Consider the following 24,604-nt stretch of genomic DNA (forward strand, 5'->3'; position numbering starts at 1 on the left):
GGCCCTATCGCCGGCAAGCCAGCTCCCACAGGTAACCACAGGCCCTGAGGCGCGCGCTATCTCTGTGGGAGCTGGCTTGCCGGCGATGAGGCCTGAAGCCTTATTCGCCGATAGCGGCTGCGTAACCAGCAGCATCCAGCAGCTTGTCCAGCTCGGCCGGGTTGCTTGGCTTCAGCTTGAAGATCCACGACTCGTAAGGTTCTTCGTTGAGCAGCTCAGGGCTGTCAGCCAGCTCTTCGTTGACCGCGATCACTTCGCCACCGACCGGGGCGTAGATGTCCGAAGCGGCCTTGACCGACTCGACCACACCGGCCGCGTCGCCAGCGGCGAATACCTTGCCGACTTCAGCCAGCTCGACGAACACCACGTCACCCAGGGCTTGCTGGGCGTGGTCGCTGATACCCACGGTCACGGTGCCGTCGGCTTCCAGGCGAGCCCACTCGTGGCTTTCGGCAAAACGCAGGTCGGCGGGGATATTGCTCATGTCTTGAATTCCTCGATTGGCTCAGCGGTACGCCCGCCGGTTAAAAATTGTTCAGATCAGGATCTTGCCGTGGCGCACAAAGGTCGGTTTGACCACCCGCACCGGGTACCACTTGCCGCGGATTTCCACCTCGGCCCGGTCGCCGGTGGCCATGGGCACGCGTGCAAGGGCAATGGACTTGCTCAGCGTAGGCGAGAAACTACCACTGGTGATCTCCCCTTCGCCAATCCCGGCTACACGCACCACCTGGTGGGCACGCAGCACGCCGCGCTCTTCCAGCACCAGGCCTACCAGTTTTTCCTGCACGCCGTGCTCGATTTCCGCCAGCAGCCCGGCGCGGCCGATGAAGTCGCGCTCGGCCGGCTCCCAGGCGATGCTCCAGCCCAGGTTGGAGGTAAGCGGGGTGTGGGTTTCGTCGATGTCCTGGCCGTACAGGTTCATGCCGGCTTCCAGGCGCAGGGTATCGCGGGCACCAAGGCCGCTGGGGGCGATACCGGCACCGACCAGGTCGTTGAAGAAGGCCACGGCCTGGTCGCCCGGGAGGATGATCTCCAGGCCGTCTTCACCGGTATAACCGGTGCGGGCAATGAACCAGTCGCCTTCGGCAACGCCTTCGAACGGGCGCAACTCGCGGATCAGCGCGGCACGCGCGGGGCTGAGCAGCGCTGCAACCTTATCTCGGGCATGCGGGCCCTGGATGGCAAGGATGGCAAGGTCTGGGCGGACCTCGAAGTCCACGGCAAAACCGTCACGCTGCAGCTGCAGCCAGTCGAGCACCTTGGCGCGGGTGGCGGCGTTGGTGACCAGGCGATAGCCATCTTCCGTGCGGTAGACGATCAAGTCATCGATCACCCCGCCCTGCGCCTGCAGCAGCGGGCTGTAAAGCGCCTTGCCGGTGTCGTCGAGGCGGGCCACATCATTGGCCAGCAGACGCTGCAACCAGGCAGTGGCGTCGCTACCATCGACATCGATCACGGTCATGTGGGAAACATCGAACACCCCACAATCGCTGCGCACCTGATGGTGCTCCTCGACCTGCGAGCCATAGTGCAGGGGCATGTCCCAGCCACCGAAATCGACCGTCTTGGCGCCAAGCGCCAGGTGCAGGTCATACAAAAGCGTGCGCTGTCCCATGGGTTTCTCCTTCCGGGCGTGGCGAAGCGGCGGCGGTCGATGACGTCGGGTCGTCAGCTCTTCTTGTGTAGGACCCGCCGCGCGAATGCCGCGCATTGTAGCCGCAAGGGCGCGGGCTGGCACCCTCAGTGACTGTGACCGGGTCGACGTGCCGAACGGCGGATCAGGCCGATGACCGGCAGCAGGCCCACCAGCACCAGGGTCAGTGCCGGCAACGATGCACGCGCCCACTCACCCTCGCTGGTCATCTCGAACACCCTTACCGCCAAGGTGTCCCAGCCGAACGGGCGCATCAGCAAGGTGGCCGGCATTTCCTTGAGCACGTCGACGAACACCAGCAGGGCGGCGCTGAGCGCGCCAGGCACCAGCAGCGGCAGATACACCTTGAAAAACAATCCCGCGCCACCGACGCCCAGGCTGCGGGACGCCTCGGGCAGTGACGGGCGGATCCGCTCCAGGCTGCTCTCCAGCGGCCCGTAGGCCACCGCGATGAAGCGCACCAGGTAGGCCAGCAGCAATGCGGCCAGGCTGCCCAGCAGCAGCGGCTTGCCGGCACCGCCCAGCCAGCTGGACAGCGGGATGACCAGGTGGTTGTCGAGGTAACTGAAGGCCAGCATGATCGACACCGCCAGCACCGAGCCGGGCAAGGCATAGCCCAGGTTGGCCAGGCCTACCCCGGCGCGGATACCGCCCGTCGGCGCCTGGCGCCGGGCAAAGGCCAGCAGCAACGCCACACACACCGTGACCAGCGCCGCCATGCCGCCCAGGTACAGGGTGTGCAGCACCAGGCCGACATAGCGCTCGTCCAGGTCATGCCGGCCGCGCTGCCAGAACCACGCCAGCAGTTGCAGCAGCGGGATGACGAAGGCGCAGGCGAACACCAGCAGGCACCAGCCACTGGCCAGCAACGCCTTGAACCCGCGCAGGTGATACAGCGCCTGCCCGCGCGGCCGCTCGTTGCCGCTGCGGCTGGCCCCCCTGGCACGGCGCTCGCCATACAGCACCAGCATCACCGCCAGCAGCAACAGGCTGGCCAGCTGGGCCGCGCTGGACAGGCTGAAGAAGCCGTACCAGGTCTTGTAGATGGCCGTGGTGAAGGTGTCGAAGTTGAACACCGCCACCGCGCCGAAGTCGGCCAGGGTTTCCATCAGGGCCAGGGCAATACCGGCGCCGATCGCGGGCCGTGCCATGGGCAGGGCCACACGCCAGAACGCTTGCAGCGGGGACAACCCCAGCACCCGCGCCGCTTCCATCAGGCCCTTGCCCTGGGCCAGGAATGCGCTGCGCGCCAGCAGGTAGACATAGGGGTAGAACACCAGCACCAGGACGACGATCACCCCGCCGGTGGAGCGCACCCGCGGCAGGCGCATCGGCCCGAATACCTCGCGCAGGGCACTCTGCACCGGGCCAGCGAAGTCCAGCAGGCCGACGAAGACGAACGCCAGCACATAGGCCGGGATGGCGAACGGTAGCATCAGCGCCCAGTCCAGCCAGCGCCGGCCAGGGAACTCGCAGAGGCTGGTCAGCCAGGCCAGGCTGACGCCGAGCACGGTGACGCCGATGCCCACACCCACCACCAGCGTCAGGGTATTGCCCAGCAGGCGAGTCATCTGGGTGTCGAGCAGGTGCGACCAGATCTGCAGGTCGATCGACTGCCAGGACAGCAGCAGGACGCTCAGGGGCAGGAGCACCAGGGCGGCGACCATGGTGACCGGGAGGTACCAGCGGCGTTGGGGGGCGTGGGGCAAGTTGAATGTCTCTGTGGCTGGTTTGCGACCGCTATGCGGTCGTTCGCGGGCACGCCCGCTCCCACAGGGATCGAGTAGTCCTGTGGGAGCGGGCATGCCCGCGAAGAGGCCCTGAAAGGCCCCGGAAGGATAAAGCCTGGCGCTTAGTTCCAGCCAGCCCGATCCATCAAGCGAATCGCTTCAGCCTGGCGCTTGCCAGCGATTTCCACCGGAATGCTGTCAGCCTTGAAGCTGCCCCACGCTGCCACTTCTTCCGATGGTTTGACCTTCGGGTTGGCCGGGAACTCCTGGTTGATGTCGGCGAACAGCTTCTGCGCCTCTTCACCGGTCATCCATTCCACCAGCTTCTTCGCCGCTTCCGGGTGTGGCGCATGCTTGGTCAGGCCGATGCCCGACAGGTTCACGTGCACGCCACGGTCACCCTGGTTGGGCCAGAAGATCTTCACCGGCAGTTTCGGGTTCTGGTTGTGCAGGCGGCCGTAGTAATAGGTGTTGACCACGCCCACGTCGCACTGGCCGGCCTCGATGGCCTGGATCACTGCGTTGTCGTCGGAGAACACATCGGTGGACAGGTTGTTGACCCAGCCTTTGACGATCTGCTCGGTCTTCGCCTCGCCGTGGGTCTCGATCAGGGTGGCGGTCAGCGACTGGTTGTACACCTTCTTCGCCGTGCGCAGGCACAGGCGGCCTTCCCACTGCTTGTCGGCCAGGGCTTCGTAGGTGCTCAGCTCCTGCGGCTTGACCCGCTCGGTGGAGTAGATGATGGTGCGGGCGCGCAGGCTCAGGCCGGTCCAGTCGTGGGACGAGGCACGGTACTGCGGCGGGATGTTCTGGTCGATGATGTCGGACTTGATCGGCTGCAGGATGCCCATCTGCTCGGCCTGCCACAGGTTGCCGGCATCGACGGTCAGCAGCAGGTCGGCCACGCCGTTGTTGCCCTCGGCCTTGATGCGCTGCATCAGCGGGGCTTCCTTGTCGGTGATGAACTTGATCTTGACCCCGGTCTTGGCGGTATAGGCATCGAACACCGGCTTGATCAGCTCGTCGATGCGCGAGGAGTACACCACCACTTCGTCCGCTGCGTGGGCGGTGCCGCCAAACAGGGTCAGGGCCAGGGCGGCCAGTAGGGGCTTGCGTGGCAACATGGAAAGCACTCCTCGGATCGTATGAGAGGCGCAAATGGTAGTGAATCCCATTTTCCGACTCATCTACATAGGCGTTACCGGATGTTGCAGAGGGATAACAGTTGCAAGGTTCCTGTGGGAGCGGGCATGCCCGCGAACACCGGCAAAGCCGGTGCCATACACCGCGTTGCCTGTTTCGCGGGCATGCCCGCTCCCACAGGACTCCAGCAAGCTCAGGCCTTGGCCAGATCCGGCAGATCACCGCTCAAACCCAGCGCCTGCCGCACGAACAGCGCCTTGGCCTCCGGCATCTGCTCCACCAGCTTCAACCCGCTGTTACGCAACCAGCGCAACGGCAACGGGTTGGCCTGGAACAACCGCTCGAACCCTTCCATCGCCGCCATCAGCGCAAGGTTATGCGGCATGCGCCGTCGCTCGTAACGGCTCAGTACCTTCACATCCGCCAGCCGCTCGCCACGCTCGCAGGCGTTGACCAGCACCTCGGCCAGCACCGCAGCATCGAGGAAGCCCAGGTTGACGCCCTGCCCGGCCAGCGGGTGAATGGTGTGCGCGGCATCACCGATCAATGCCAGGCCTTCATCCACATAGCGCTTGGCGTGGCGCTGGCGCAGCGGCACGCACAGCCGCGGGTCGGCCTGCAGCACATCACCCAGGCGCCCCTCGAAAGCCCGCTCAAGGGCTTTCAGGAAGGCCGCTTCATCCAGCGCCATCAATTGCTCGGCATGCTCCGGGGTGGTCGACCACACGATCGAGCACCAGTCCTGTTGGCCATCGCGGGTCAGCGGCAGGAACGCCAGTGGCCCTTCATCGGTGAAGCGCTGCCAGGCCGTGGCCTGGTGCCCGGCGCTGCAACGCACGCTGGTGACGATGGCGTGGTGCAGGTAATCCCACTCGCGGGTTTCGCAGCCGGCCAGGCACCGCACTGCCGAGTTGGCACCGTCGGCCGCGATCACCAGCGGCGCACGCAGCTGGCGGCCATCGGCGAGGGTCAGCAGCCACTCGTCGCCGGAGCGGCGCAGCTGTTCGAGCCGCGCATTGGGCAGCAGGCCGATATCGCTGTCATGCAGGCGCTCCAGCAGGCCATCCTGCACCACCCGGTTTTCGACGATGTGGCCGAGCACCTGGGCATGCACGCTGGCAGCCGAGAAGTGAATCTGCCCGGTGCCGCTGCCATCCCACACATGCATGTCCGAGTATGGCGTGGCACGCCGCTTGGCAATGCCATCCCAGGCGCCAAGGCGCTCGAGGATGCGCTGGCTGGCTGCCGACAGCGCGCTGACACGCGGCTCGAACGGGGCCTGGGCATCGAAGGGCTTGACCGTCAGCGGGCCGCCGTCGAGCAAGAGGATTTGCAAGCCACTGTGGCGCAACGCCAGGGCCAGGGCGCTGCCGACCATACCGGCACCGACAATCAACAGATCTGCGCGCATTTCCATGCCTTACGCCAGCCTCGCTTGCGGCTTGAGCCGCACATATAGGGTTTTATCGACCCGCGCCACCAGCTCGCCGGCGCCGTCGCGGATATCGACCTGCAAACGCGGCAGGCATTTCTTGCCGGTGGCGGTCTGCTGGCGGATTTCGTCCAGCAGCGCGTCATCGACGTGGAGTTCGGCATACACCGGGCCTTTGCCCGGCGAAATGAAATCGATGCTGGCAGCCTTGTCCCAGACGATGTAGTCACGCCCCAGCTGCTCGATCAACAGCAGCATGTAGAACGGGTCGACCATGCCGTACAGGCTGCCGCCGCATTGGGTGCCGACGTAGTTGCGGTTCCAGCGGGTCAGTTTCATCGCCACCTTGACGCTGCGCAGGTCCGGGCTGATGTGCTGCACGCGGATGCCAGCCCCGAGGTGCGGCGGGAACAGGTTCAGCCGCCAGCGCAACAGGCACGCCCGGCGCGCCAGCCTGCGCGTGTCGTCACTCATGCCTGACCTCGCGGATCGGGGCGGGTGCCCAGGCCCATGGCCTGGCGGGCGAACCAGCTTTTGGCCGGTGGCAGCAGGTCGAGCCCGAGCAGGCCAAGGTTGCGCCCGGCAGCCAGCAATGGCTGGCTGCTGCCGAACAGGCGGGTGACCTGGTCGGAAAAACCGATGGTCATGGCCTGGTCCAGGCGCTGGCGCTGGTGGTAGCCCTGCAACGTGGTCAGGTCGCCAGGCTGCTGCGGCCCGGCCAGCAGCGCCTCGGCCAGCGCCTGCACGTCACGCAGCGACAGGTTGAAGCCCTGGCCGGCAATGGGGTGCAGACTGTGCGCGGCGTTGCCCAGCACCACCAGATGCGGCCGCACCTGCTCCTGGGCCTCGATCAGCGACAGTGGGTAGAGGTGCCGCGCGCCGACCTGGCGCAAGGCGCCCAGGCGATAGCCGAACACGCCCTGCAGCTCGCGCAGGAAACTGCGCTCGTCGATGTCGGCCAGGCGTCGCGCGTCCATGCCCTGGCGGGTCCAGACCAGCGCGCAGCGGTTATCCGGCAGCGGCAGCAGGGCCATGGGGCCTTCTTCGGTGAAGCGCTCGAAGGCCTGGCCACCGTGGGCCTCGCCCGGGGTGATATTGGCGATCAACGCGCTCTGTTGGTAGGGCGTGTGGCGCACATGGATGCCCAGCTGTTCGCGCAGGCCGGAGCGGCCACCATCGGCCAGTACCGCCAGGTCGCACTCCAGCTGGGTGTCGTCGTTCAGCAGCAGGCGGTAGCCACCTTCGATGGCCTGCATCGCGGTCACCTCCGCCGGGCAGCGCCAGCTCACCACCTCGCTGTCCAGCCCTTGCCACAGGCACTGGCCCAGCCAGGCGTTTTCCACCACATAGCCAAGCGCCGGCACGCCCTCTTCCAGGGCATCCAGGCGAGTGGCGCCGAAGCGGCCGCGGTCAGATACGTGAATTTGCCGGATCGGCTCGGCGCGATGGCCGATGGACTGCCACAGGCCCAGCTGCTGGTAGATCTGCTGGGTACCGAACGAAAGTGCTGACGAACGCGCGTCGTAGCTGGGCTGGAAGCTGTCACCGGGGGCGAACGGTTCGATCAGCAGGATCTTCCAGCCTCGCGCCTTGGCCCCCGCCTGCAGGGCCAGGGCCAGGCTCGCGCCCACAAGGCCGCCACCGATGATCGCCAGGTTTACCCGATTCATGCCGCGTCCTTGCGGGCGGCCTGCATCAGCCCCTCGATCTCGGCGACCGTGCGCGGCACGCCCGAAGTCAGGATTTCACAGCCTTGCCTGGTCACTACCACGTCGTCCTCGATCCTTACACCAATGCCGCGCCATTTCTTGGCCACGGCCTGATTGTCGGCGCCTATGTAGATGCCCGGCTCGACGGTCAGCGCCATGCCGGGTTCAAGCACCCGCCACTCACCGCCCACCTTGTACTCGCCCACATCGTGCACATCCATGCCCAGCCAGTGCCCGGCGCGGTGCATGTAGAAGGCACGATAGGCCTCGCTGTCGATCAGCGCCTGCACCTCGCCCGTCAGCAGGCCCAGTTCCACCAGGCCCTCGGTGATGACCCGCACGGTCGCCTCATGGGCGTGGTTCCAGTGCTTGCCGGGAGCGATTTCGGCAAACGCCGCGGCCTGGGCCTTGAGCACCAGCTCGTAGATGGCCTTCTGCTCGGGCGAAAAGCGCCCGCTGACCGGGAAGGTACGGGTGATGTCGCTGGCGTAGCAGTCGATCTCGCAGCCGGCGTCGATCAGCACCAGGTCGCCATCCTTGAGCGGGGCGTCGTTCTGCTGATAGTGCAGGATGCAGCCATTGCGCCCGGCCGCGACGATCGAGCCGTAAGCCGGCATCTTCGCCCCGCCCTTGCGGAACTCGTAGTCCAGCTCGGCTTCCAGGCTGTATTCGTGCAACCCGGCCCGGCAGGCCTGCATGGCCCGCACGTGGGCCCGCGCCGAGATGTCTGCGGCAGCGCGCATCACCTTCACTTCCGCTGCCGATTTATACAGGCGCATGTCGTGCAGCAGATGATCCAGCGCAACGAACTCGTTCGGCGGCTGGGCGCCCAGGCGGGCCTTGGAGCGGATCACGTTGATCCAGTCCATCAGCCGGCGGTCGAACTCGGGGTTGCTGCCCATGGCGCTGTACACCCGCTCACGGCCTTCGATCAGGCCCGGCAGGATCTCGTCGATGTCGGTGATGGGGAAGGCATCGTCTGCGCCAAAATCGCGCACCGCACCTTCCTGGCCGGCCCGCAGACCATCCCACAGCTCGCGCTCGGGGTTGCGTTCACGGCAGAACAGCACGTATTCGCCATGCTCGCGCCCCGGGATCAGCGCAATCACCGCTTCCGGCTCGGGGAAACCGCTGAGGTACTGGAAGTCGCTGTCCTGGCGGTAAACGTGCTCGACGTCGCGGTTGCGGATGGCAACCGCGGCGGCGGGCAGGATGGCGATGCTGTTGGGGACCATCTGCGCCATCAGCGCCTTGCGCCGACGGGCATACTCGGCCTTGGGAATGTGGCTCATGGGCAGACTACCCCCGGTTGATCAGTGCAGCGATGGCTTGGGTGCGGGGGCGGCCGGCTTGGCCAGCTCGGAGAACAGCAGCAACGGCGCCACGCGCAGGTATTCCATGACTTCCATGTAGTCGCTCTCGCCGTCCTCGGACTCCTCGAGGGCTTCCTGGACCTGGGAAATGGCCACCAGGTCCTGCAGCACTTCCTTGGCCTCGTCGGACAGGTCCTTGCCACCGGCATTCAGGCCGAAACCGGTGATGAAGCCTTGGCACCACTGGCCCAGCGCGGTGGCGCGGTCGCTCAGGGCGGCGTCGTCGGAAGGCAGCAGCAGGACGATGGCCATGTCGTCGCTGGTCAGCTCGCCCTTGACCATTTCCTGCAGGCCGACCAGGGCGTTGCGCACGGTGTCACCGGGCTCGGTTTCCAGCAGCTGGGCGGCATCGGCCAGCCAGCCGTCGGCGTCGAAGCCGGCACCGGCGCAGCTGCGGCCGATCAGCAGGCCGTGCAGTTCGGCCGGGGTGACAGGATGACCATTGCTGGACAGCAGCATGGCGAAGGCGATGTAGGGCGATTGGGTATTGGGCATGGGCAGCTAGGCGCCAGACGGCGCAATGACTAGAATGGAGACCTTGTATCCTAGCACCGGCAGGCGCGCCAAGACCATCGGCACTGGCCGTCGCCGCCCAGGGAGAGGCATCATCGCCAGGTGACTCAACGACGGAGCGAATCGAGTGCAACCCACGCAAGAGAACGACCTGCAGGCACTGATGAGCCGATTCGAGTTGCTGATCGAACGTGTCGAGCAACTAAAACGGCAAAATGCACTCCTAGTAGCTCAGGAAAAATCCTGGCGCGAAGAGCGCGCCCACCTCATCGAAAAGAACGAGATCGCCAAGCGCAAGGTCGAGTCGATGATTTTACGCCTCAAGGCTCTGGAGCAAGACTCATGAGTTCAAGCAATAGCGTCACCGTGCAGATCCTCGACAAGGAATATTCGATCATCTGCCCGCCGGAAGAGCGCAACAACCTGGTCAGCGCCGCGCGCTACCTGGACGGCAAGATGCGCGAGATCCGCAGCAGCGGCAAGGTGATCGGCGCCGACCGCATCGCGGTCATGGCAGCGTTGAACATCACCCACGAAATGCTGCACCGCCAGGAAGACCGCAACGATGCCCCGGCAGGCGGCACCACCCGCGAACAGGTGCGCGACCTGCTGGAACGGGTCGACCAGGCATTGTCCGACGACGCGGATACCAAAATCGGCTGAGATTGGTATACTGGCGCCACTCCCTGGGGGATGCGCCAGTCGGTTATGTCCCTGAGCCGATACGCACAACCACGGGGGTTGCACGCTGGGGCCGGTGTGCATGTCCGCCCGACGGAAAGCCTTAACGCCCCCTGCAATCTCCACCTTGAACTTTCGGGTTCAAGGGCTACACCGATAGCGGTCTTATCGGGGAGCCTGAATTCTCTTGCCCGCCCCTTCCGGCGGGCAATTCGTTTTGGCCGACCACGTCGGCCAGCACCTGGGATCGCCCGTGCCATGACCGACACCGCGCAGCTCACCCGCCCCCAGCTCCGTCGCCTGCTCCGCAATGCCCGCCGCGCCCTTACCCCTGCCCAGCAACGCCAGGCCGCCCTTGGCCTGTACCGCCAGCTGGCGCAGCACACGCTGTTCCGACGCGCCCGGCATATTGCCCTGTACCTGCCCAACGACGGCGAGATCGACCCTTACCTGCTGCTGCGCGAAGCCCAGCGCCGCGGCAAGCGCACCTACCTGCCGGTGCTGCACGCCTGGCCGCGTACGCGCATGGTGTTCCAGCGCTTCGAGCAGGGCGAGAAGCTCAAGCCCAACCGCTTTCGCATTCCCGAGCCGGTCACCGAGCGCAAGCGCCAGCGCCCGATCTGGTCGCTGGACCTGATCCTGCTACCGTTGGTCGGTTTCGACGAAGTGGGCGGTCGCCTGGGAATGGGCGGTGGTTTCTATGATCGCAGCCTGGCCTACCAGGCACGTCGCCAGACCTGGAAAAAACCATTGCTGTTGGGGCTGGCACATGAATGCCAGAAGGTCGAGCGGCTGGCTCAGGCCAGTTGGGATGTACCGCTGCAGGGGACGGTCTCGGACCGTGGCTGGTACCTGGCGCCGCGTTGAGCGGCGCCGGCGGGGGCATCAACGTTGCGGCTGGCTGGCGTCGACCGGCATCTGATAGGCGTTGTCCAGCTTGCGCTCCCAGATCCCTTGCGCATAACCGGTCGTGACCACACCCAGGCCGAAAATGAACACCAGGATCCACAGCAGATCCGGCTTGTTACGTTGATTCATCGAAGATTGCCCCCCAGGCAAACTGTTCAGGCTCGGCAATTTTCTGGGTATCGCCGGAGCATCGCGCTTTAAACGGGGCGCATTTTCCGACAACCTGCGTCTGCACGCAAACCTTGACGCCAACCGACTGTCGGTTTCATGCAACAGGTTATTTCAAACCTTTTCAGGAGCAGCACCCATGGCCTACTGGCTGATGAAATCCGAGCCCGACGAGCTCTCCATCGAAGCCCTCGGCCGCCTCGGCGAAGCGCGCTGGGACGGCGTGCGCAACTACCAGGCGCGCAATTTCCTGCGGGCCATGAGCGTTGGCGACGAGTTCTTCTTCTATCACTCCAGCTGCCCGCAGCCGGGCATCGCCGGCATTGCCAGGATCACCCGCGCTGCCTACCCCGACCCGACCGCGCTGGACCCGCAAAGCCATTACTACGATGCCAAGGCCACGGCCGACAAGAACCCGTGGAGCGCGGTGGATGTGGCCCATGTGCAAACCCTGCCACGGGTGCTGGAGCTGGGCTGGCTGAAACAGCAGGCAGGCCTGGCCGAACTGCCGCTGGTTCAGAAGGGCAGCCGCCTGTCGGTGATGCCGGTGACGCCAGAGCAATGGGCGGTGATTGTCGCTTTGCGTTGAAACTGCGGCTAAGGTCATAAACCAATGGGGCCGCCCTGCGGCCCATCGCCGGCAAGCCAGCTCCCACCCCGACCGCATTGACCTCAAGCCATGCGCTGCCCCTGTGGGAGCTGGCTTGCCGGCGATGGGCTGCGTAGCAGACCCAGTCATGGATTTGACTGATATCAACACGCCGCGCGTGGCCGCAAGCCATGATGCAGTGTGCATGACCGCAAGGATGCAGAACGATGAACCGATACGCCCCCAGGATCTTCGCCACCGCGCTGATCGCCCTACTCGCAACAGCCGGTGGGCTGGGGTACTGGAAGTCGCTCCACGACCAGCTGCCCGAAGGCCTGAGCATGGGCAACGGCCGCCTGGAAGCCACCGAAGTGCAGATCGCCAGCAAAATCCCCGGCCGCCTGGCCGAAGTGCTGGTCGACGAAGGTGACAAGGTAGCTCGCGGCCAGCTGCTGGCGCGCATCGACACCCGTACCATGGAAGCCCAGCGCAGCCAGGCCGAAGCCGAAGTGCTGCGCGCTCGGGAAAACTACGCCGCCGCCCAGGCCAGCGTGCAGCTGCGCCAAAGCGAACTGCTGCTGGCCAGCCAGGAGCTCAAGCGCGTGCGCGAGATCTTCCAGCGCAAATACGCCAGCCAGCAGTTGCTCGACCAACAGCAGGCGCGCTTCGACACGGCCAACGCCGCCGTGGTCGCCGCCCGCGCCCAACTGGCGGCGATCAAGGCCGCCATCGGCGCCGCCGAGGCCCAGGTGGCGCAGCTCACCAGCGAGATCGACGACAGCAGCCTGCGCGCACCGATCGACGGCATCATCCAGCTGCGCCTGGCCGAGCCCGGTGAAGTGCTGGGTGCCGGCGGCCGCGTACTGATGCTGATCGACCCCAGCGACCAGTACATGAACCTCTACCTGCCCGCCTCCACCAGCGGCCGGCTGACCGTCGGCGACCAGGCGCGGATCGTGCTCGACGCCCTGCCCGAGCGGGCGCTGCCAGCGAAGGTGGCCTTTGTCGCGGCCAAGGCCCAGTTCACCCCCAAGCAGGTGGAAACCCGCGACGAGCGGCAGAAGCTGGTGTTCCGGGTCAAGTTGCGCCTGACCGACCCGGGCGCCGTACCGCAGGCCAAGCCGGGCATGCCAGGCGCCGGCTATGTCCGCACGGCTGAGGTGGACTGGCCGGCCAACCTGCAATGAACGCCCCGGCACTGCTGGCCGAAGGTATCAGCCATCGCTACGGCGATCTGGTGGCCCTGAATCCCCTCGGGTTCAGCCTGCCGGCGGGCACCCGTTGCGCGCTGATCGGCCCTGACGGGGCTGGCAAATCGACCCTGCTGGGGCTGATCGCCGGCGTCAAGCGCCTGCAACAGGGCGAACTGCAGGTGCTGGGTGGCTCGATCCGCCAGCGGCGCCATCGCGCGGCGCTGTACCCGAAAGTGGCGTTCATGCCGCAGGGGCTGGGCAACAACCTGTATCCGGAGCTGTCGATCAGCGAGAACATCCGCTTTTTCGCCACCCTGTTCGGTCTCGGCCGCCGCGAATGCGAACAGCGCATGGCCAACCTGCTGCAGGCCACCGACCTGCTGCGCTTTGCCGAGCGCCCAGCGGGCAAGCTGTCGGGCGGCATGAAACAGAAGCTGGGCCTGTGCTGCGCGCTGATCCACGAGCCGGACCTGCTGATCCTCGACGAGCCCACCACCGGCGTCGACCCACTGTCACGGCGGCGTTTCTGGGAGCTGGTCGAACAGGTGCGCGCGCAACGCCCGCAACTGACCTTGCTGGTGGCCACCGCCTACATGGAGGAGGCCGAACAATTCGAGCATTGCCTGATGCTCGATGGCGGCCGCCTGCTGGCCGCCGGCCCCAGCCATGAGCTTGCCGCAGTCACCCCCAGTGGCAAGCTGGACGACGCCTTCACCCATTACCAAGGTGCGGGCAAGGCACAACACCCTCCGCTCATCATTCCACCGCGCTCGGCCACTGACACCTCGGTCGCCATCGAGGCCCACGACCTGACCCTGCGCTTTGGCGATTTCACGGCAGTGAACAAGGTCAGCTTCGCCATTGGCCGCGGGGAGATCTTCGGCTTCCTGGGCTCCAACGGCTGCGGCAAGACCACCACCATGAAAGTGCTCACCGGCCTGATGCCGGCCAGCGAAGGCAGCGCCAGCCTGCTCGGCCGCCCGGTGGATGCCAGCGACCTGGCCACGCGCAAGCGAGTCGGTTTCATGTCGCAGAGTTTTTCGCTGTATGGCGAGCTCAGCACCCGGCAGAACCTGACCCTGCATGCCCGCCTGTTCGACCTGCCCAAGGCCGAGAGCGCCCAGCGTATCGACGAACTGATCGAGCGCTTCGACCTGGGTGCCATCGCCGACCAGCCATCCGGCGCCCTGCCCCTCGGCCTGCGCCAGCGCCTGTCACTGGCGGTGGCGGTGCTGCACCGCCCGGAAGTGCTGATCCTCGACGAACCCACCTCCGGCGTCGACCCGGCTGCCCGTGACGACTTCTGGCGCCTGCTGGTGGAGCTGTCACGCGAGCAGGGCGTGACCATTTTCCTTTCCACCCACTTCATGAACGAAGCCCAACGCTGCGACCGCATCTCGCTGATGCATGCAGGCCGGGTACTGGCCTGCGACACGCCGGGTGCCCTGCAACGCCAGTACCAAGGCAACACCCTGGAAGACGCGTTCGTACGCTGCCTGGAACAGGCCCAGGAACTGGCGCCGCAAGCCACCGACAACGCCGTGCTGGAACAGGCCGCCACGCCTGCGCCGGCGCTGCGCCAGGGTTTCAGCCTGCGTCGCCTGCTGGCGGTGGCCAGCCGTGAGGGCAAGGAGCTGCTGCGCGACAAGGTACGCCTGGCCTTCGCCCTGCTGGGGGCAGTGTTCATGATGGTGATCTTCGGCTATGGCATTTCGCTGGATGTGGAAAACCTCGCCTTCGCCGTACACGACCAGGACCAGAGCCCACAAAGCCGGGCCTATCTGGAAGCTTTCCGTGGTTCACGCTATTTCGCCGAACAGGCGCCCATCCGCGATACCCGCGAAATGCACCAGCGCCTGCAGCGCTCGGAAATCAAACTGGCGCTGGAAATCCCCCCCGGCTTTGGCCGCGACCTGTACGCCGGGCGTCAACCGGTAGTGGCTGCCTGGCTCGATGGCGGCATGCCGTTCCGCGCGGAAACCAGCCGCAACTACGTGGAAGCCGTGCATCAGGCCAACCTCGAGCAACTGGCCAAGGCCAGCCCACAGCCGCAGCCGCGCCAGGACCTGGTGCGCCTGGAAACCCGTTTTCGGTACAACCAGGATGTGGTCAGCGTGAACGCCATCGGCCCGGGGGTAATGGCGCTGATCCTGGCCTTCATCCCGGCCATGCTCACCGCGCTGGGTATCGTCCGCGAGAAAGAGCTCGGCTCCATCACCAACTTCTACGCCACACCCCTCACCCGCCTGGAGTTTCTGCTCGGCAAGCAGATGCCCTATCTGGCCGTGAGCCTGGTCAACCTGGCGTTGCTGGTGGCGATGAACCGCTGGCTGTTCGCCGTGCCGCTCAAGGGCAGCGTGCTGGCCCTGGCCTGTGGCGGCGTCGCCTACCTGCTGGCGACCACCAGCCTGGGCCTGCTGATCTCGACCTTCACCCGCACCCAGATCGCCGCCATCCTGGGCACCATGATCATCACCAGCCTGCCGACCATCCAGTTTTCCGGGCTGATCGTGCCACGCTCGTCGCTGGACGGCGCGGCGGCGGTAATGGGCCAGCTGTTCCCGGCGGGCTACTTCCTCGACATCGCGGTCGGCACCTTCACCAAGGCGCTGGGCCTGCGCGAACTGTGGCCGCAGTGCCTGATCCTGCTCAGCTTCTTTGCCGTGTTCACCGGCCTGAGCCTGGCCATGCTGAAGAAGCAGGAGGCCTGAGATGTCGCGCCTGAACCACACCCTGCGCCTGGGCCTGAAAGAGCTGACCAGCCTGCGCCATGACAGCGTGCTGCTGTTGTTCCTGCTGTATGCCTTCAGCGTGGCCATCTACATGCCCGCAGCCGGCTCGGTGATCGGCGTGCACAACGCCAGCGTCGCGGTGGTGGACGAAGACCACAGCCTGCTGTCGCGCAAGCTCGGCGAAGCCCTGCAACCACCCGAATTCCAGCCCGCCGTACCGCTGGCCCCGGGGCGCCTGGACCAGGCCATGGACAGCGGCCAGTACACCTTCGTGATCAACGTGCCGGTGAATTTCCAGAGTGACCTGCTGGCCGGGCGCTCGCCGGAACTGCAGATCAATGTCGACGCCACGGCCATGAGCCAGGCGTTCATGGGGGCCGGCTATATCGGCCGCATCTTCGAACGCGAGTTGCTCGACTACAGCCAGCGCAACAACACGCAGAGCCCGGTTGCAATCAACGCCAAGGCCCTGTTCAACCCAAACCTGGAGGGTGGCTGGTTCCTGGCGGTGATCCAGATCGTCAACAACATCACCATCCTGGCGATCATCCTCACCGGCACCGCGTTGCTGCGCGAGCGCGAGCACGGCACCCTCGACCACCTGCTGGTGCTGCCGCTGACCGCGCTGGAAATCATGCTGGCGAAAATCGCCAGCAACGCGCTGGTGGTGGTGATCTGCACCTGGATTTCGTTGGTGGTGGTGGTCAAGGGTGCGCTTGGCGTGCCGCTCTCCGGTTCGATGGGCCTGTTCCTGGCCGTGACCGCGCTGTACCTGTTCGCCAGTACCGCACTGGGCATCTTCCTCGCCACCCTGGCGCGCTCGACGCCACAATTCGGCCTGCTGGCAATCCCGGTAATCATCCCGATGCTGTTGCTTTCCGGCGGCAGCACACCGCTGGACAGCATGCCGCAGTGGCTGCAGTGGGTGATGCAGGGGTCGCCGTCGACGCACTTTGTCAGCCTTGGCGCCGCAATCCTGTTCCGTGATGCCGGATGGACGGTGGTGTGGCCGGACATCCTGGCGCTGGCCGTGATCGGGCTGGTGTTCTTCGGCGTGGCGCTGGCGCGGTTTCGCCGAAGCCTGGCGTCCTGATCCAATTGGGATCTAGCACAAAGACAAAGGGCGCCTTTCGGCGCCCTACTCACAGACAGGTCGGCTTGTCATCGCCATACACCTGCCCGGCTCTGTAATTGCTGGTTGAACCAGGATCCGCAGAGTCTTGCAAGCCCCTTACGGGAACAGGCTCATTTTAGCTTCGCCTTGGCTTCAGAAACCGAAAACTGGCGGGCTTACAGGAAAGACGGAAAGGTCCTACAACCGTGGTAAGCCTGACTTCAATCCAGCTCACCAGCAATCGACCTCACAGTGCTTCAGGTCACTGCACGATCAGGTTGTTGAACAGCAGGTCTTCAACGATCGGCTTGCCCTCTTCGGCTTCCATCACCTGCTGCACCTGTTTCAGCGCTTCCTGGCGAAGGTGCTCCTTGGCTTCGACGTTGCTCATGCTGTCCACCGACTGTTGGGTGAACAGCGCCACTAGCTGGTTGCGGATCAGCGGCTCGTGGTGCTTCACCGCCTTGGCGGCTTCGTCGCCGGTCACGCGCAGTGCCACGTCGGCCTTGTACACGCGCAGCCGCGGGCTGCCGTCGAGGGCGTAGTTGCCGACAAAGGGCGGGCTCAGGCTGATGTAGGCGACTTTCGGCGCCCCTTCCTTGGCTTCCTCGGCCATGGCCGCAGCCGGCAGCAGCAGCGCCAGCACCATCAAGATCCACGCTTTCACGAATTTGCTCCTCAATACAGTTGGCGCCAGCTTACCCAGCATGCCGCTCAAACCCAAGCCCGGGCTTGTGCCGCCACTTATGCCTGCACATCAGGGCGCCCCATGCTCGTTGACCGGGCAGGCGGCCCTCCTACACTTATCGGCCACGACCCGCAAAGGAATAGCCCCGATGAAAGCTGTGTTGTGCAAAACCCTGGGCCCGGCGCGCGACCTGGTGCTGGAAGAGGTGGCCAGCCCGGTGCCGAAGAAAAACGAGATCCTGCTGGATGTGCAGGCCGCCGGGGTCAACTTCCCCGACACCCTGATCATCGAAGGCAAATACCAGTTCCAGCCACCGTTGCCGTTCTCCCCCGGCGGCGAGGCAGCGGGCGTGGTGGCCGCCGTCGGGGAAAAGGCCGGCGCGTTCAAGGTCGGCGACCGGGTCATGGCGCTGACCGGCTGGGGTGCATTCGCCGAGCAGGTGGCGGTGCCGTTCTACAATGTGCTGCCGATCCCGCCGAGCATGGACTTCACCACCGCAGCGGCATTCGGCATGACCTACGGCACCTCCATGCACGCCCTGCGCCAGCGCGGCCAGTTGCAAGCGGGCGAAACCCTGCTGGTGCTAGGCGCGTCCGGCGGGGTCGGCCTGGCGGCGGTGGAGATCGGCAAGGCCATGGGCGCGCGGGTGATCGCGGCCGCCAGCAGTGCGGAAAAACTGGCCGTGGCCAAGGCAGCCGGCTCGGATGAACTAATCGACTACAGCCAGGCCAGCCTGCGTGACGAGATCAAGCGCCTGACCGGCGGCCAGGGCGTGGACGTGATCTACGACCCGGTGGGTGGCGAGTTGTTCGAGCAGGCAGTGCGCGGGCTGGCCTGGAATGGCCGGTTGCTGGTGGTGGGTTTTGCCAGCGGGACCATCCCGCAGCTGGCGGCCAACCTGGTGCTCCTCAAGGGCGCGGCGGTGCTCGGGGTGTTCTGGGGGGCGTTTGCCCAGCGTCAGCCGGAGGACAATGCGGCCAACTTCCGGCAGCTGTTTGCATGGCATGCCGAAGGCAAGTTGAAGCCGCTGGTGTCGCAGACTTATCCACTGGCTGAGGCAGGGGCTGCCATTGAAAAGTTGGGGCAGCGTCAGGCTGTGGGTAAGTTGGTGGTGCTGGTCAGGTAAGGATTGAGAAATCTGTTGCCTGTCAGGGCCCTATCGCCGGCAAGCCAGCTCCCACAGGATCTCCACAGTTTCCAAGGCCAGTGGAGTACCTGTGGGAGCCGGCTTGCCGGCGATAGGGCCCTGACAGACTAATCAAACTTCGCGCAGGTTATGGCAGCGCCTGAACCGCGCCTCCAGGTTGCGATCGGGCATCTGGTGGCTGCGCAGGGCATTCAAGGTCTGTTCGACATAATCACGCGTGGTGCCATAGCGCCCCTTGGCACTGGCCAGGATCTGGCTGAGCAGGGTGTCCGGCAGGTTCCCGGCATAGCACGGCAAATGCCGCTCCAGCACGAAGCCCAGGGCCTGCACCTTGCTGCCATCACCCAACCGGCAACTGAGCCAGTGCGGCCGGTACGCCGGGTACGGCATCTCGCGCTGCCACAGGGCCATCAGCGACTCGTCCAGGCTGCTTTCATCCAGCCGGTAGGCAAAACCACTGCAGGAGCCACCACGGTCCAGGCCGAACACCAGCCCGGGGGTTTCCGGGGTGCCGCGGTGTTCGTGCGACCACAGGTACAAGCCACGGTGGTAACCATGTACCCGCGCGCGTTGGCGTTCCACCGAATTGCACTCCGGTCGCCAGATCAACGAACCATAGGCGAACAGCCACACCGGCCCACCCTGATGGCGAGACATGGTTGTCTTCATGGAATTGAACAACTGTTCGCGAGTATGTTGCTGACCGAAGTCGAGTGTCGGTGGATATGAAACTTCCCAGGACATACTTTCAAGTGCCGACATAAGCTGCCGCCATTATCCCTGTGAACTACGATATAGCGAGATTCGATTACGATGCGCCCCCAGCCTCTGTACCAAGGGCGCTTGCAGTAACCATAGGACAGAAGTACAGGAATACTCAAGCCCTCGCGCCAGAGTTTCATCCGCGCTCCCGACGACTGGAAAGTACTGTTTCGGCAACTGTGAAAGTTATTAGCCAAGGCGGTAACAATTACCGCCTTATACCCATACTTTCAAACTTCGGTTATTAGCCGCGTGGTGCGTAGGCAAACACATCGGCGCGCATGCGGTGCGCATCCATGCCGGCTTCGACCAGGGCGTCGAGAGTGGCATAGATCATGTTCGGCGAGCCGCTGGCATATACATGCACGCTGTTGAGGTCGGCGATGTCCTCGCAGACCGCCTCATGCAGCATGCCGCAACGGCCTTCCCAACCGCACAGGTCGCTGACCACCTTGTGCAGGAACAGGTTGGGCAGGCGCTGCCATTCGTCCCAGTGCTCGATCTGGTAGAAGTCCTCGGGCCGGCGCACGCCCCAGTACAGGTGCACCGGGTGCTTGAAACCCTGAGCCCGGCAATGCTCGACCAGGCTGTGCATCTGGCCCATGCCGGTACCAGCAGCGATCAGCACCAGCGGCCCGTCGGGCAACTCGGCCAGGTGGGTGTCACCGAACGGCATTTCGATGCGCGCCAGGCCGTCGCGCTTGAGCTGCTCGATAAGTTGCAGCGCACTGGGCTCGCGCGCCAGCACATGCAGCTCCAGCTCGCGCCCGGCATGGGGTGCGGAAGCCAGCGAAAACGCCGCCTGCTTGCCGCCTTCGCGCTCGATCATCAGGTACTGCCCCGCGTGGTAGCGCGGCGGCCTGCCAGCCGGCGCGCGCAACCGCACGCGCCAGACGTCGCCACCGACCTCGACGCACTCACTGACACTGCACGCCAGTTTGCGCACCGGCAACTCGCCCAGGGCGAGCACACCATCCCAGAGCAACACGCAGTCCTCCAGCGGTTCGGCAATGCAGGTGAACAGCTCGCCATGGTCGCGGACTTCACCGTCCTGGCGTACACGGCCTTCGACCAACAACGCGGCGCAGACATGGCAATTGCCATTGCGGCAGCTGTTCGGGCAGTCATAGCCCAGCCGCCGCGCTCCATCCAGGATCCGTTCCCCGGGTTCGAGCGCCAGCACCGCCCCGGACGGCTGCAACGTTACCTGCATCAATCTATTCCCAACTGATCCCACAGCTCATCGATACGGCGGGTGACGGCTTCGTCCTTGACGATGACCCGTCCCCATTCGCGTGTAGTCTCGCCCGGCCACTTGTGCGTGGCGTCCAGGCCCATCTTCGACCCCAACCCGGATACCGGCGACGCGAAGTCCAGGTAGTCGATCGGGGTGTTGTCGATCATCACCGTATCACGCTTGGGGTCCATGCGTGTGGTGATGGCCCAGATCACATCGTTCCAGTCACGGGCATTGATATCGTCATCGGTAACAATAACGAACTTGGTGTACATGAACTGTCGCAGGAACGACCACACACCCAGCATCACGCGCTTGGCGTGGCCCGGGTACTGCTTCTTCATGGTCACCACCGCCATGCGGTACGAGCAGCCTTCCGGCGGCAGGTAGAAATCGACGATTTCCGGGAACTGCTTCTGCAGGATCGGCACGAACACTTCGTTCAGCGCCACGCCGAGGATCGCCGGCTCATCTGGCGGGCGGCCGGTGTAGGTGCTGTGGTAGATCGGTTTCTGCCGGTGAGTGATGCGCTCGACGGTGAACACCGGGAAGCTGTCCACTTCGTTGTAGTAGCCGGTGTGGTCGCCGTACGGGCCTTCCGGGGCCATTTCGCCCGGGTGGATCACGCCTTCCAGGATGATTTCGGCGGTGGCCGGTACCTGCAGGTTGCTACCCCGGCACTTGACCAGTTCGGTGCGGTTGCCGCGCAGCAGGCCGGCGAAGGCGTACTCGGAGAGGGTGTCCGGCACCGGGGTCACGGCGCCGAGGATGGTGGCCGGGTCAGCGCCCAGGGCCACGGCGACCGGGAACGGCTGGCCAGGGTTCTTCTCGCACCATTCGCGGTAGTCCAGGGCCCCGCCACGGTGGCTGAGCCAGCGCATGATGACCTTGTTGCGGCCGATCACCTGCTGGCGGTAGATGCCCAGGTTCTGGCGGTCCTTGTTCGGGCCGCGGGTGACGGTGAGGCCCCAGGTGATCAGCGGCGCCACGTCGCCCGGCCAGCAGTGCTGTATCGGCAGAGCGCCGAGGTCGACATCGTCCCCCTCGACCACCACTTCCTGACACACCGCGTCCTTGACCACTTTCGGTGCCATCGACACGACTTTCTTGAAGATCGGCAGCTTGGACCAGGCATCCTTCAGGCCCTTCGGCGGCTCAGGCTCCTTGAGGAAGGCCAGCAGCTTGCCGATTTCCCGCAGTTCTTCGACCGACTCGGCGCCCATGCCCATGGCCACGCGCTCCGGGGTGCCGAACAGGTTGCCCAGCACCGGGATGTCGAAGCCGGTGGGCTTTTCGAACAGCAATGCAGGGCCCTTGGCACGCAGGGTGCGGTCGCAGACCTCGGTCATTTCCAGGACGGGGGAGATCGGAACCTGGATGCGCTTGAGCTCGCCGCGCTGTTCCAGGCCACGGATGAAGTCGCGCAAGTCGCGATACTGCATGCAGGAGCCTCGTGTTGGCCGTATCGGTCGGGGGTGCAGAGTGTAGCGCCGTTCGGGCTTTGTTTGGGGGCAAAAATGCATTGGGGCCGCTTCGCGACCCTTCGCGGGCACGCCCGCTCCCACAAGGATCACACTGAACCTGTGGGAGCGGGCGTGCCCGCGAAGGGCCGCGAAGCGGCCCCAATTACTGCCTGGCCTGAAACGCTTACTTGCGCTTCATCGACAGGAAGAACTCGTCGTTGGTCTTGGTCTGCTTGAGCTTGTCGACCAGGAACTCGATGGCGGCGATTTCGTCCATCGGGTGCAGCAGCTTGCGCAGGATCCACATGCGCTGCAGTTCGTCATCGGCGGTCAGCAGCTCTTCGCGGCGGGTACCGGAACGGTTGATGTTGATGGCCGGGAACACGCGCTTCTCGGCGATGCGGCGGTCCAGCGGCAGCTCCATGTTGCCGGTGCCCTTGAACTCTTCGTAGATCACTTCGTCCATCTTCGAGCCGGTTTCGACCAGCGCGGTGGCGATGATGGTCAGCGAACCGCCTTCCTCGATGTTACGCGCGGCACCGAAGAAGCGCTTCGGCTTCTCCAGGGCGTGGGCGTCGACACCACCGGTCAGTACCTTGCCGGAGCTCGGGATCACGGTGTTGTAGGCACGCGCCAGACGGGTAATGGAGTCCAGCAGGATGACCACATCCTTCTTGTGCTCGACCAGGCGCTTGGCCTTCTCGATCACCATTTCGGCAACCTGCACGTGGCGGGTTGGCGGCTCGTCGAAGGTGGAAGCAACCACTTCGCCGCGCACGGTGCGCTGCATTTCGGTCACTTCTTCCGGGCGCTCGTCGATCAGCAGAACGATCAGGTGGCACTCGGGGTTGTTACGGGTGATGTTGGCCGCGATGTTCTGCAACATGATCGTCTTGCCCGCTTTCGGCGGAGCAACGATCAGGCCACGCTGGCCTTTGCCGATCGGGGCGCACAGGTCGATGACGCGGCCGGTCAGGTCTTCGGTGGAGCCGTTACCGGCTTCCATCTTCAGGCGCTTGTTCGGGAACAGCGGCGTCAGGTTTTCGAACAGGATCTTGTTCTTCGCGTTTTCCGGGCGGTCGAAGTTGATGGTGTCGACCTTCAGCAGGGCGAAGTAACGCTCCCCTTCCTTCGGCGGGCGGATCTTGCCGACGATGGTGTCACCGGTACGCAGGTTGAAGCGGCGGATCTGGCTGGGCGAGACGTAGATATCGTCAGGGCCGGCCAGGTAGGACGCATCAGCCGAACGCAGGAAACCGAAACCATCCTGGAGAATCTCCAGCACGCCGTCACCCGAGATCTCTTCGCCGCTTTTCGCGTGCTTCTTCAGCAGGGCGAAAATCACGTCCTGTTTGCGCGAACGGGCCATGTTTTCGATGCCCATCTGTTCGGCCATTTCCAAAAGATCGGTAATCGGCTTTTGCTTGAGTTCAGTCAGGTTCATAAGGGGAGTGACGTAATCATGTAAGAAGGGAGAATTAAGCTTCTGGCTTAATGAGGCCGCGCCGCTAGATGGCGACAGGATCGCGTACTGATTCGAATTAGGGATGCTTCGGCGACGGCGTGTAGAGGGCACTGGAGAAGCAGTGCGAGGCCGAATGTAACACTTGCTTTTTTCGACGTCTAGTGGTTTTGCCCTGCCATTTTCTGCTGCAACACACCTGTCAGTAGGAGCAGCCTTGTGCTGCGAAGAGGCCATCAGCCGCAGCGACAACGTCAGCCTTACCGGCCCTTTCGCAGCACAAGGCTGCTCCTACATGGGCAAGACTGCCTTTGCAGAGGCAAAAAAAACCCCGCATCTGCGGGGCTTTTTCATATCACAGGTGGGCGTCGAGGAACGCGGCCAGCTGCGATTTGGACAGGGCGCCGACCTTGGTGGCTTCGACGTTGCCGTTCTTGAACAGCATCAGCGTCGGGATACCACGCACGCCGTGCTTGGCCGGGGTTTCCTGGTTCTCGTCGATGTTCAGCTTGGCGACGGTCAGTTTGCCCTCGTAGGTAGCAGCGATGTCGTCCAGAACCGGAGCGATCATCTTGCATGGGCCGCACCATTCAGCCCAGTAGTCGACCAGCACCGGGCCTTGAGCCTGCAGTACGTCGGCTTCGAAGCTGGCGTCGGTGACGTGTTTGATTTTGTCGCTCATGGAAATCTCCAAGGTCGTAAGCAATAAAAAACGTTGCCCATCATAGCCGCACCCGTCTCCTACAGGAAGCCGCGGACGATTGAGTGTAACTATAGTTGTGCAAGACGCCACGAATCGAAACTGTCATACAAACGTCATAGCATCGAATGGCACATTGCCTTGCATCAAGGCCAGCTCAACGGCTATGTACCACGCGTTGGCGACAGCCTGCTATCGTGGC

At 64.6% G+C, this 24,604-nt stretch carries 24 protein-coding genes and 1 other RNA gene; 9 read left to right on the forward strand and 16 right to left on the reverse strand.

The window, feature by feature from the left end:
* Positions 1 to 100: 100 nt before the first annotated feature.
* The 9 genes from gcvH to CAG44_RS01675 all read right to left on the reverse strand — a co-directional run bounded on the left by gcvH (position 101) and on the right by CAG44_RS01675 (position 9,539).
* On the reverse strand, positions 101 to 484 hold the full coding sequence (gcvH, locus tag CAG44_RS01635; RefSeq protein ID WP_046613622.1) for a glycine cleavage system protein GcvH: 384 nt from the start codon (positions 482 to 484) through the stop codon (positions 101 to 103).
* Positions 485 to 535: 51 nt separating this feature from the next.
* On the reverse strand, positions 536 to 1,618 hold the full coding sequence (gene gcvT, locus CAG44_RS01640) for a glycine cleavage system aminomethyltransferase GcvT (protein WP_085691472.1): 1,083 nt from the start codon (positions 1,616 to 1,618) through the stop codon (positions 536 to 538).
* Between the two features lie 125 nt (positions 1,619 to 1,743).
* Positions 1,744 to 3,324 carry an iron ABC transporter permease gene (locus CAG44_RS01645; RefSeq protein ID WP_178076909.1) on the reverse strand — a complete coding sequence of 527 codons (1,581 nt, stop codon included), beginning with the start codon at positions 3,322 to 3,324 and terminating at the stop codon, positions 1,744 to 1,746.
* 185 nt (positions 3,325 to 3,509) lie between these two features.
* Positions 3,510 to 4,511, reverse strand: coding sequence for an extracellular solute-binding protein (locus CAG44_RS01650; RefSeq protein ID WP_085691474.1), 1,002 nt, complete (start codon positions 4,509 to 4,511; stop codon positions 3,510 to 3,512).
* 212 nt (positions 4,512 to 4,723) lie between these two features.
* Entirely contained in the window at positions 4,724 to 5,941 is a 1,218-nt protein-coding gene (locus tag CAG44_RS01655) for a 2-octaprenyl-3-methyl-6-methoxy-1,4-benzoquinol hydroxylase (protein ID WP_178076906.1), read from the reverse strand.
* Positions 5,942 to 5,950: 9 nt separating this feature from the next.
* Entirely contained in the window at positions 5,951 to 6,436 is a 486-nt protein-coding gene (locus CAG44_RS01660) for a DUF4442 domain-containing protein (RefSeq protein WP_025341050.1), read from the reverse strand.
* On the reverse strand, positions 6,433 to 7,632 hold the full coding sequence (gene ubiH / locus CAG44_RS01665) for a 2-octaprenyl-6-methoxyphenyl hydroxylase (protein WP_085691476.1): 1,200 nt from the start codon (positions 7,630 to 7,632) through the stop codon (positions 6,433 to 6,435). Before ubiH ends, CAG44_RS01660 begins: the two co-directional genes overlap by 4 nt.
* A complete protein-coding gene (pepP, locus tag CAG44_RS01670; RefSeq protein WP_085691477.1) occupies positions 7,629 to 8,963 on the reverse strand; it encodes a Xaa-Pro aminopeptidase in 1,335 nt (444 codons plus the stop codon). Before pepP ends, ubiH begins: the two co-directional genes overlap by 4 nt.
* A gap of 21 nt (positions 8,964 to 8,984) precedes the next feature.
* Positions 8,985 to 9,539 (reverse strand): YecA family protein, encoded by a 555-nt coding sequence (locus tag CAG44_RS01675; RefSeq protein ID WP_003259367.1) that lies wholly within the window; start codon positions 9,537 to 9,539, stop codon positions 8,985 to 8,987.
* 181 nt (positions 9,540 to 9,720) lie between these two features.
* Here CAG44_RS01675 and CAG44_RS01680 point away from each other — a divergent pair, with 181 nt between their 5' ends.
* The 4 genes from CAG44_RS01680 (at position 9,721) to CAG44_RS01695 (ending at position 11,105) form a co-directional block, all read left to right on the forward strand.
* Entirely contained in the window at positions 9,721 to 9,903 is a 183-nt protein-coding gene (locus CAG44_RS01680; protein WP_029886233.1) for a TIGR02449 family protein, read from the forward strand.
* Entirely contained in the window at positions 9,900 to 10,220 is a 321-nt protein-coding gene (locus tag CAG44_RS01685) for a cell division protein ZapA (RefSeq protein WP_003259368.1), read from the forward strand. Before CAG44_RS01680 ends, CAG44_RS01685 begins: the two co-directional genes overlap by 4 nt.
* Before the next feature lie 17 nt (positions 10,221 to 10,237).
* Positions 10,238 to 10,417, forward strand: a non-coding RNA gene (gene ssrS, locus CAG44_RS01690) — 6S RNA.
* 79 nt (positions 10,418 to 10,496) lie between these two features.
* Complete coding sequence (locus CAG44_RS01695; protein WP_085691478.1) at positions 10,497 to 11,105, forward strand: 5-formyltetrahydrofolate cyclo-ligase; 609 nt, start codon at positions 10,497 to 10,499, stop codon at positions 11,103 to 11,105.
* Between the two features lie 18 nt (positions 11,106 to 11,123).
* On the opposite strand, the gene CAG44_RS28895 is transcribed toward CAG44_RS01695, so the two are convergent.
* Entirely contained in the window at positions 11,124 to 11,276 is a 153-nt protein-coding gene (locus CAG44_RS28895) for a hypothetical protein (protein ID WP_013974724.1), read from the reverse strand.
* A 178-nt stretch (positions 11,277 to 11,454) separates the two neighbouring features.
* On the opposite strand from CAG44_RS28895, the gene CAG44_RS01700 reads away from it, so the two are divergent.
* From CAG44_RS01700 to CAG44_RS01715, 4 genes are all read left to right on the forward strand, one after another.
* Positions 11,455 to 11,904: an EVE domain-containing protein gene (locus tag CAG44_RS01700; protein ID WP_025341054.1), complete on the forward strand. Its 450-nt coding sequence runs from the start codon at positions 11,455 to 11,457 to the stop codon at positions 11,902 to 11,904.
* Between the two features lie 227 nt (positions 11,905 to 12,131).
* Positions 12,132 to 13,091, forward strand: a complete 960-nt coding sequence (locus CAG44_RS01705) for an HlyD family secretion protein (protein WP_085691479.1) — start codon at positions 12,132 to 12,134, stop codon at positions 13,089 to 13,091.
* Complete coding sequence (gene rbbA, locus CAG44_RS01710; protein ID WP_085691480.1) at positions 13,088 to 15,808, forward strand: ribosome-associated ATPase/putative transporter RbbA; 2,721 nt, start codon at positions 13,088 to 13,090, stop codon at positions 15,806 to 15,808. Before CAG44_RS01705 ends, rbbA begins: the two co-directional genes overlap by 4 nt.
* A 1-nt stretch (position 15,809) precedes the next feature.
* Positions 15,810 to 16,922: an ABC transporter permease gene (locus CAG44_RS01715; RefSeq protein WP_085691481.1), complete on the forward strand. Its 1,113-nt coding sequence runs from the start codon at positions 15,810 to 15,812 to the stop codon at positions 16,920 to 16,922.
* Between the two features lie 283 nt (positions 16,923 to 17,205).
* Here CAG44_RS01715 and CAG44_RS01720 read toward each other — a convergent pair whose 3' ends face one another.
* Positions 17,206 to 17,610 carry a flagellar basal body-associated protein FliL gene (locus CAG44_RS01720; RefSeq protein WP_025341058.1) on the reverse strand — a complete coding sequence of 135 codons (405 nt, stop codon included), beginning with the start codon at positions 17,608 to 17,610 and terminating at the stop codon, positions 17,206 to 17,208.
* 169 nt (positions 17,611 to 17,779) lie between these two features.
* Between CAG44_RS01720 and CAG44_RS01725 the strand changes: the two genes are divergently transcribed.
* Positions 17,780 to 18,757, forward strand: coding sequence for an NADPH:quinone oxidoreductase family protein (locus tag CAG44_RS01725; RefSeq protein ID WP_085691482.1), 978 nt, complete (start codon positions 17,780 to 17,782; stop codon positions 18,755 to 18,757).
* A gap of 132 nt (positions 18,758 to 18,889) precedes the next feature.
* Here CAG44_RS01725 and CAG44_RS01730 read toward each other — a convergent pair whose 3' ends face one another.
* From CAG44_RS01730 to trxA, 5 genes are all read right to left on the reverse strand, one after another.
* Positions 18,890 to 19,540: a gamma-glutamylcyclotransferase gene (locus CAG44_RS01730; RefSeq protein ID WP_025341060.1), complete on the reverse strand. Its 651-nt coding sequence runs from the start codon at positions 19,538 to 19,540 to the stop codon at positions 18,890 to 18,892.
* Positions 19,541 to 19,784: 244 nt separating this feature from the next.
* The gene (locus tag CAG44_RS01735; protein ID WP_085691483.1) at positions 19,785 to 20,753 is read right to left on the reverse strand and encodes a CDP-6-deoxy-delta-3,4-glucoseen reductase; all 969 of its coding nucleotides are present in this window, start codon (positions 20,751 to 20,753) and stop codon (positions 19,785 to 19,787) included.
* Positions 20,753 to 22,219 carry a 4-hydroxy-3-polyprenylbenzoate decarboxylase gene (gene ubiD / locus CAG44_RS01740; RefSeq protein WP_085691484.1) on the reverse strand — a complete coding sequence of 489 codons (1,467 nt, stop codon included), beginning with the start codon at positions 22,217 to 22,219 and terminating at the stop codon, positions 20,753 to 20,755. The genes CAG44_RS01735 and ubiD overlap by 1 nt, the downstream gene beginning before the upstream one ends.
* A 205-nt stretch (positions 22,220 to 22,424) precedes the next feature.
* A complete protein-coding gene (gene rho, locus CAG44_RS01745) occupies positions 22,425 to 23,684 on the reverse strand; it encodes a transcription termination factor Rho (protein WP_003253661.1) in 1,260 nt (419 codons plus the stop codon).
* A 373-nt stretch (positions 23,685 to 24,057) separates the two neighbouring features.
* Entirely contained in the window at positions 24,058 to 24,384 is a 327-nt protein-coding gene (gene trxA / locus CAG44_RS01750) for a thioredoxin TrxA (RefSeq protein WP_012274768.1), read from the reverse strand.
* Between the last annotated feature and the right edge of the window lie 220 nt (positions 24,385 to 24,604).

Origin of the sequence: Pseudomonas sp. B13(2017), from assembly GCF_002113245.1 — a bacterium.
GTDB lineage: Bacteria > Pseudomonadota > Gammaproteobacteria > Pseudomonadales > Pseudomonadaceae > Aquipseudomonas > Aquipseudomonas putida_Z.

Excerpts from the sequence above, each read along its gene's own strand:
- gcvH (WP_046613622.1), bottom strand. The coding sequence starts at position 484 with ATGAGCAATATCCCCGCCGACCTGCGTTTTGCCGAAAGCCACGAGTGG.
- CAG44_RS01650 (WP_085691474.1), bottom strand. The coding sequence starts at position 4,511 with ATGTTGCCACGCAAGCCCCTACTGGCCGCCCTGGCCCTGACCCTGTTT.
- CAG44_RS01680 (WP_029886233.1), top strand. The coding sequence starts at position 9,721 with ATGAGCCGATTCGAGTTGCTGATCGAACGTGTCGAGCAACTAAAACGG.
- CAG44_RS01700 (WP_025341054.1), top strand. The coding sequence starts at position 11,455 with ATGGCCTACTGGCTGATGAAATCCGAGCCCGACGAGCTCTCCATCGAA.
- CAG44_RS01695 (WP_085691478.1), top strand. The coding sequence starts at position 10,497 with ATGACCGACACCGCGCAGCTCACCCGCCCCCAGCTCCGTCGCCTGCTC.
- CAG44_RS01730 (WP_025341060.1), bottom strand. The coding sequence starts at position 19,540 with ATGTCGGCACTTGAAAGTATGTCCTGGGAAGTTTCATATCCACCGACA.
- ubiD (WP_085691484.1), bottom strand. The coding sequence starts at position 22,219 with ATGCAGTATCGCGACTTGCGCGACTTCATCCGTGGCCTGGAACAGCGC.
- CAG44_RS01715 (WP_085691481.1), top strand. The coding sequence starts at position 15,810 with ATGTCGCGCCTGAACCACACCCTGCGCCTGGGCCTGAAAGAGCTGACC.
- CAG44_RS01675 (WP_003259367.1), bottom strand. The coding sequence starts at position 9,539 with ATGCCCAATACCCAATCGCCCTACATCGCCTTCGCCATGCTGCTGTCC.
- CAG44_RS01705 (WP_085691479.1), top strand. The coding sequence starts at position 12,132 with ATGAACCGATACGCCCCCAGGATCTTCGCCACCGCGCTGATCGCCCTA.
- CAG44_RS01645 (WP_178076909.1), bottom strand. The coding sequence starts at position 3,324 with ATGGTCGCCGCCCTGGTGCTCCTGCCCCTGAGCGTCCTGCTGCTGTCC.
- CAG44_RS01660 (WP_025341050.1), bottom strand. The coding sequence starts at position 6,436 with ATGAGTGACGACACGCGCAGGCTGGCGCGCCGGGCGTGCCTGTTGCGC.
- CAG44_RS28895 (WP_013974724.1), bottom strand. The coding sequence starts at position 11,276 with ATGAATCAACGTAACAAGCCGGATCTGCTGTGGATCCTGGTGTTCATT.
- pepP (WP_085691477.1), bottom strand. The coding sequence starts at position 8,963 with ATGAGCCACATTCCCAAGGCCGAGTATGCCCGTCGGCGCAAGGCGCTG.
- rbbA (WP_085691480.1), top strand. The coding sequence starts at position 13,088 with ATGAACGCCCCGGCACTGCTGGCCGAAGGTATCAGCCATCGCTACGGC.
- ubiH (WP_085691476.1), bottom strand. The coding sequence starts at position 7,632 with ATGAATCGGGTAAACCTGGCGATCATCGGTGGCGGCCTTGTGGGCGCG.
- CAG44_RS01725 (WP_085691482.1), top strand. The coding sequence starts at position 17,780 with ATGAAAGCTGTGTTGTGCAAAACCCTGGGCCCGGCGCGCGACCTGGTG.
- CAG44_RS01735 (WP_085691483.1), bottom strand. The coding sequence starts at position 20,753 with ATGCAGGTAACGTTGCAGCCGTCCGGGGCGGTGCTGGCGCTCGAACCC.
- CAG44_RS01685 (WP_003259368.1), top strand. The coding sequence starts at position 9,900 with ATGAGTTCAAGCAATAGCGTCACCGTGCAGATCCTCGACAAGGAATAT.
- trxA (WP_012274768.1), bottom strand. The coding sequence starts at position 24,384 with ATGAGCGACAAAATCAAACACGTCACCGACGCCAGCTTCGAAGCCGAC.
- gcvT (WP_085691472.1), bottom strand. The coding sequence starts at position 1,618 with ATGGGACAGCGCACGCTTTTGTATGACCTGCACCTGGCGCTTGGCGCC.
- rho (WP_003253661.1), bottom strand. The coding sequence starts at position 23,684 with ATGAACCTGACTGAACTCAAGCAAAAGCCGATTACCGATCTTTTGGAA.
- CAG44_RS01655 (WP_178076906.1), bottom strand. The coding sequence starts at position 5,941 with ATGCGCGCAGATCTGTTGATTGTCGGTGCCGGTATGGTCGGCAGCGCC.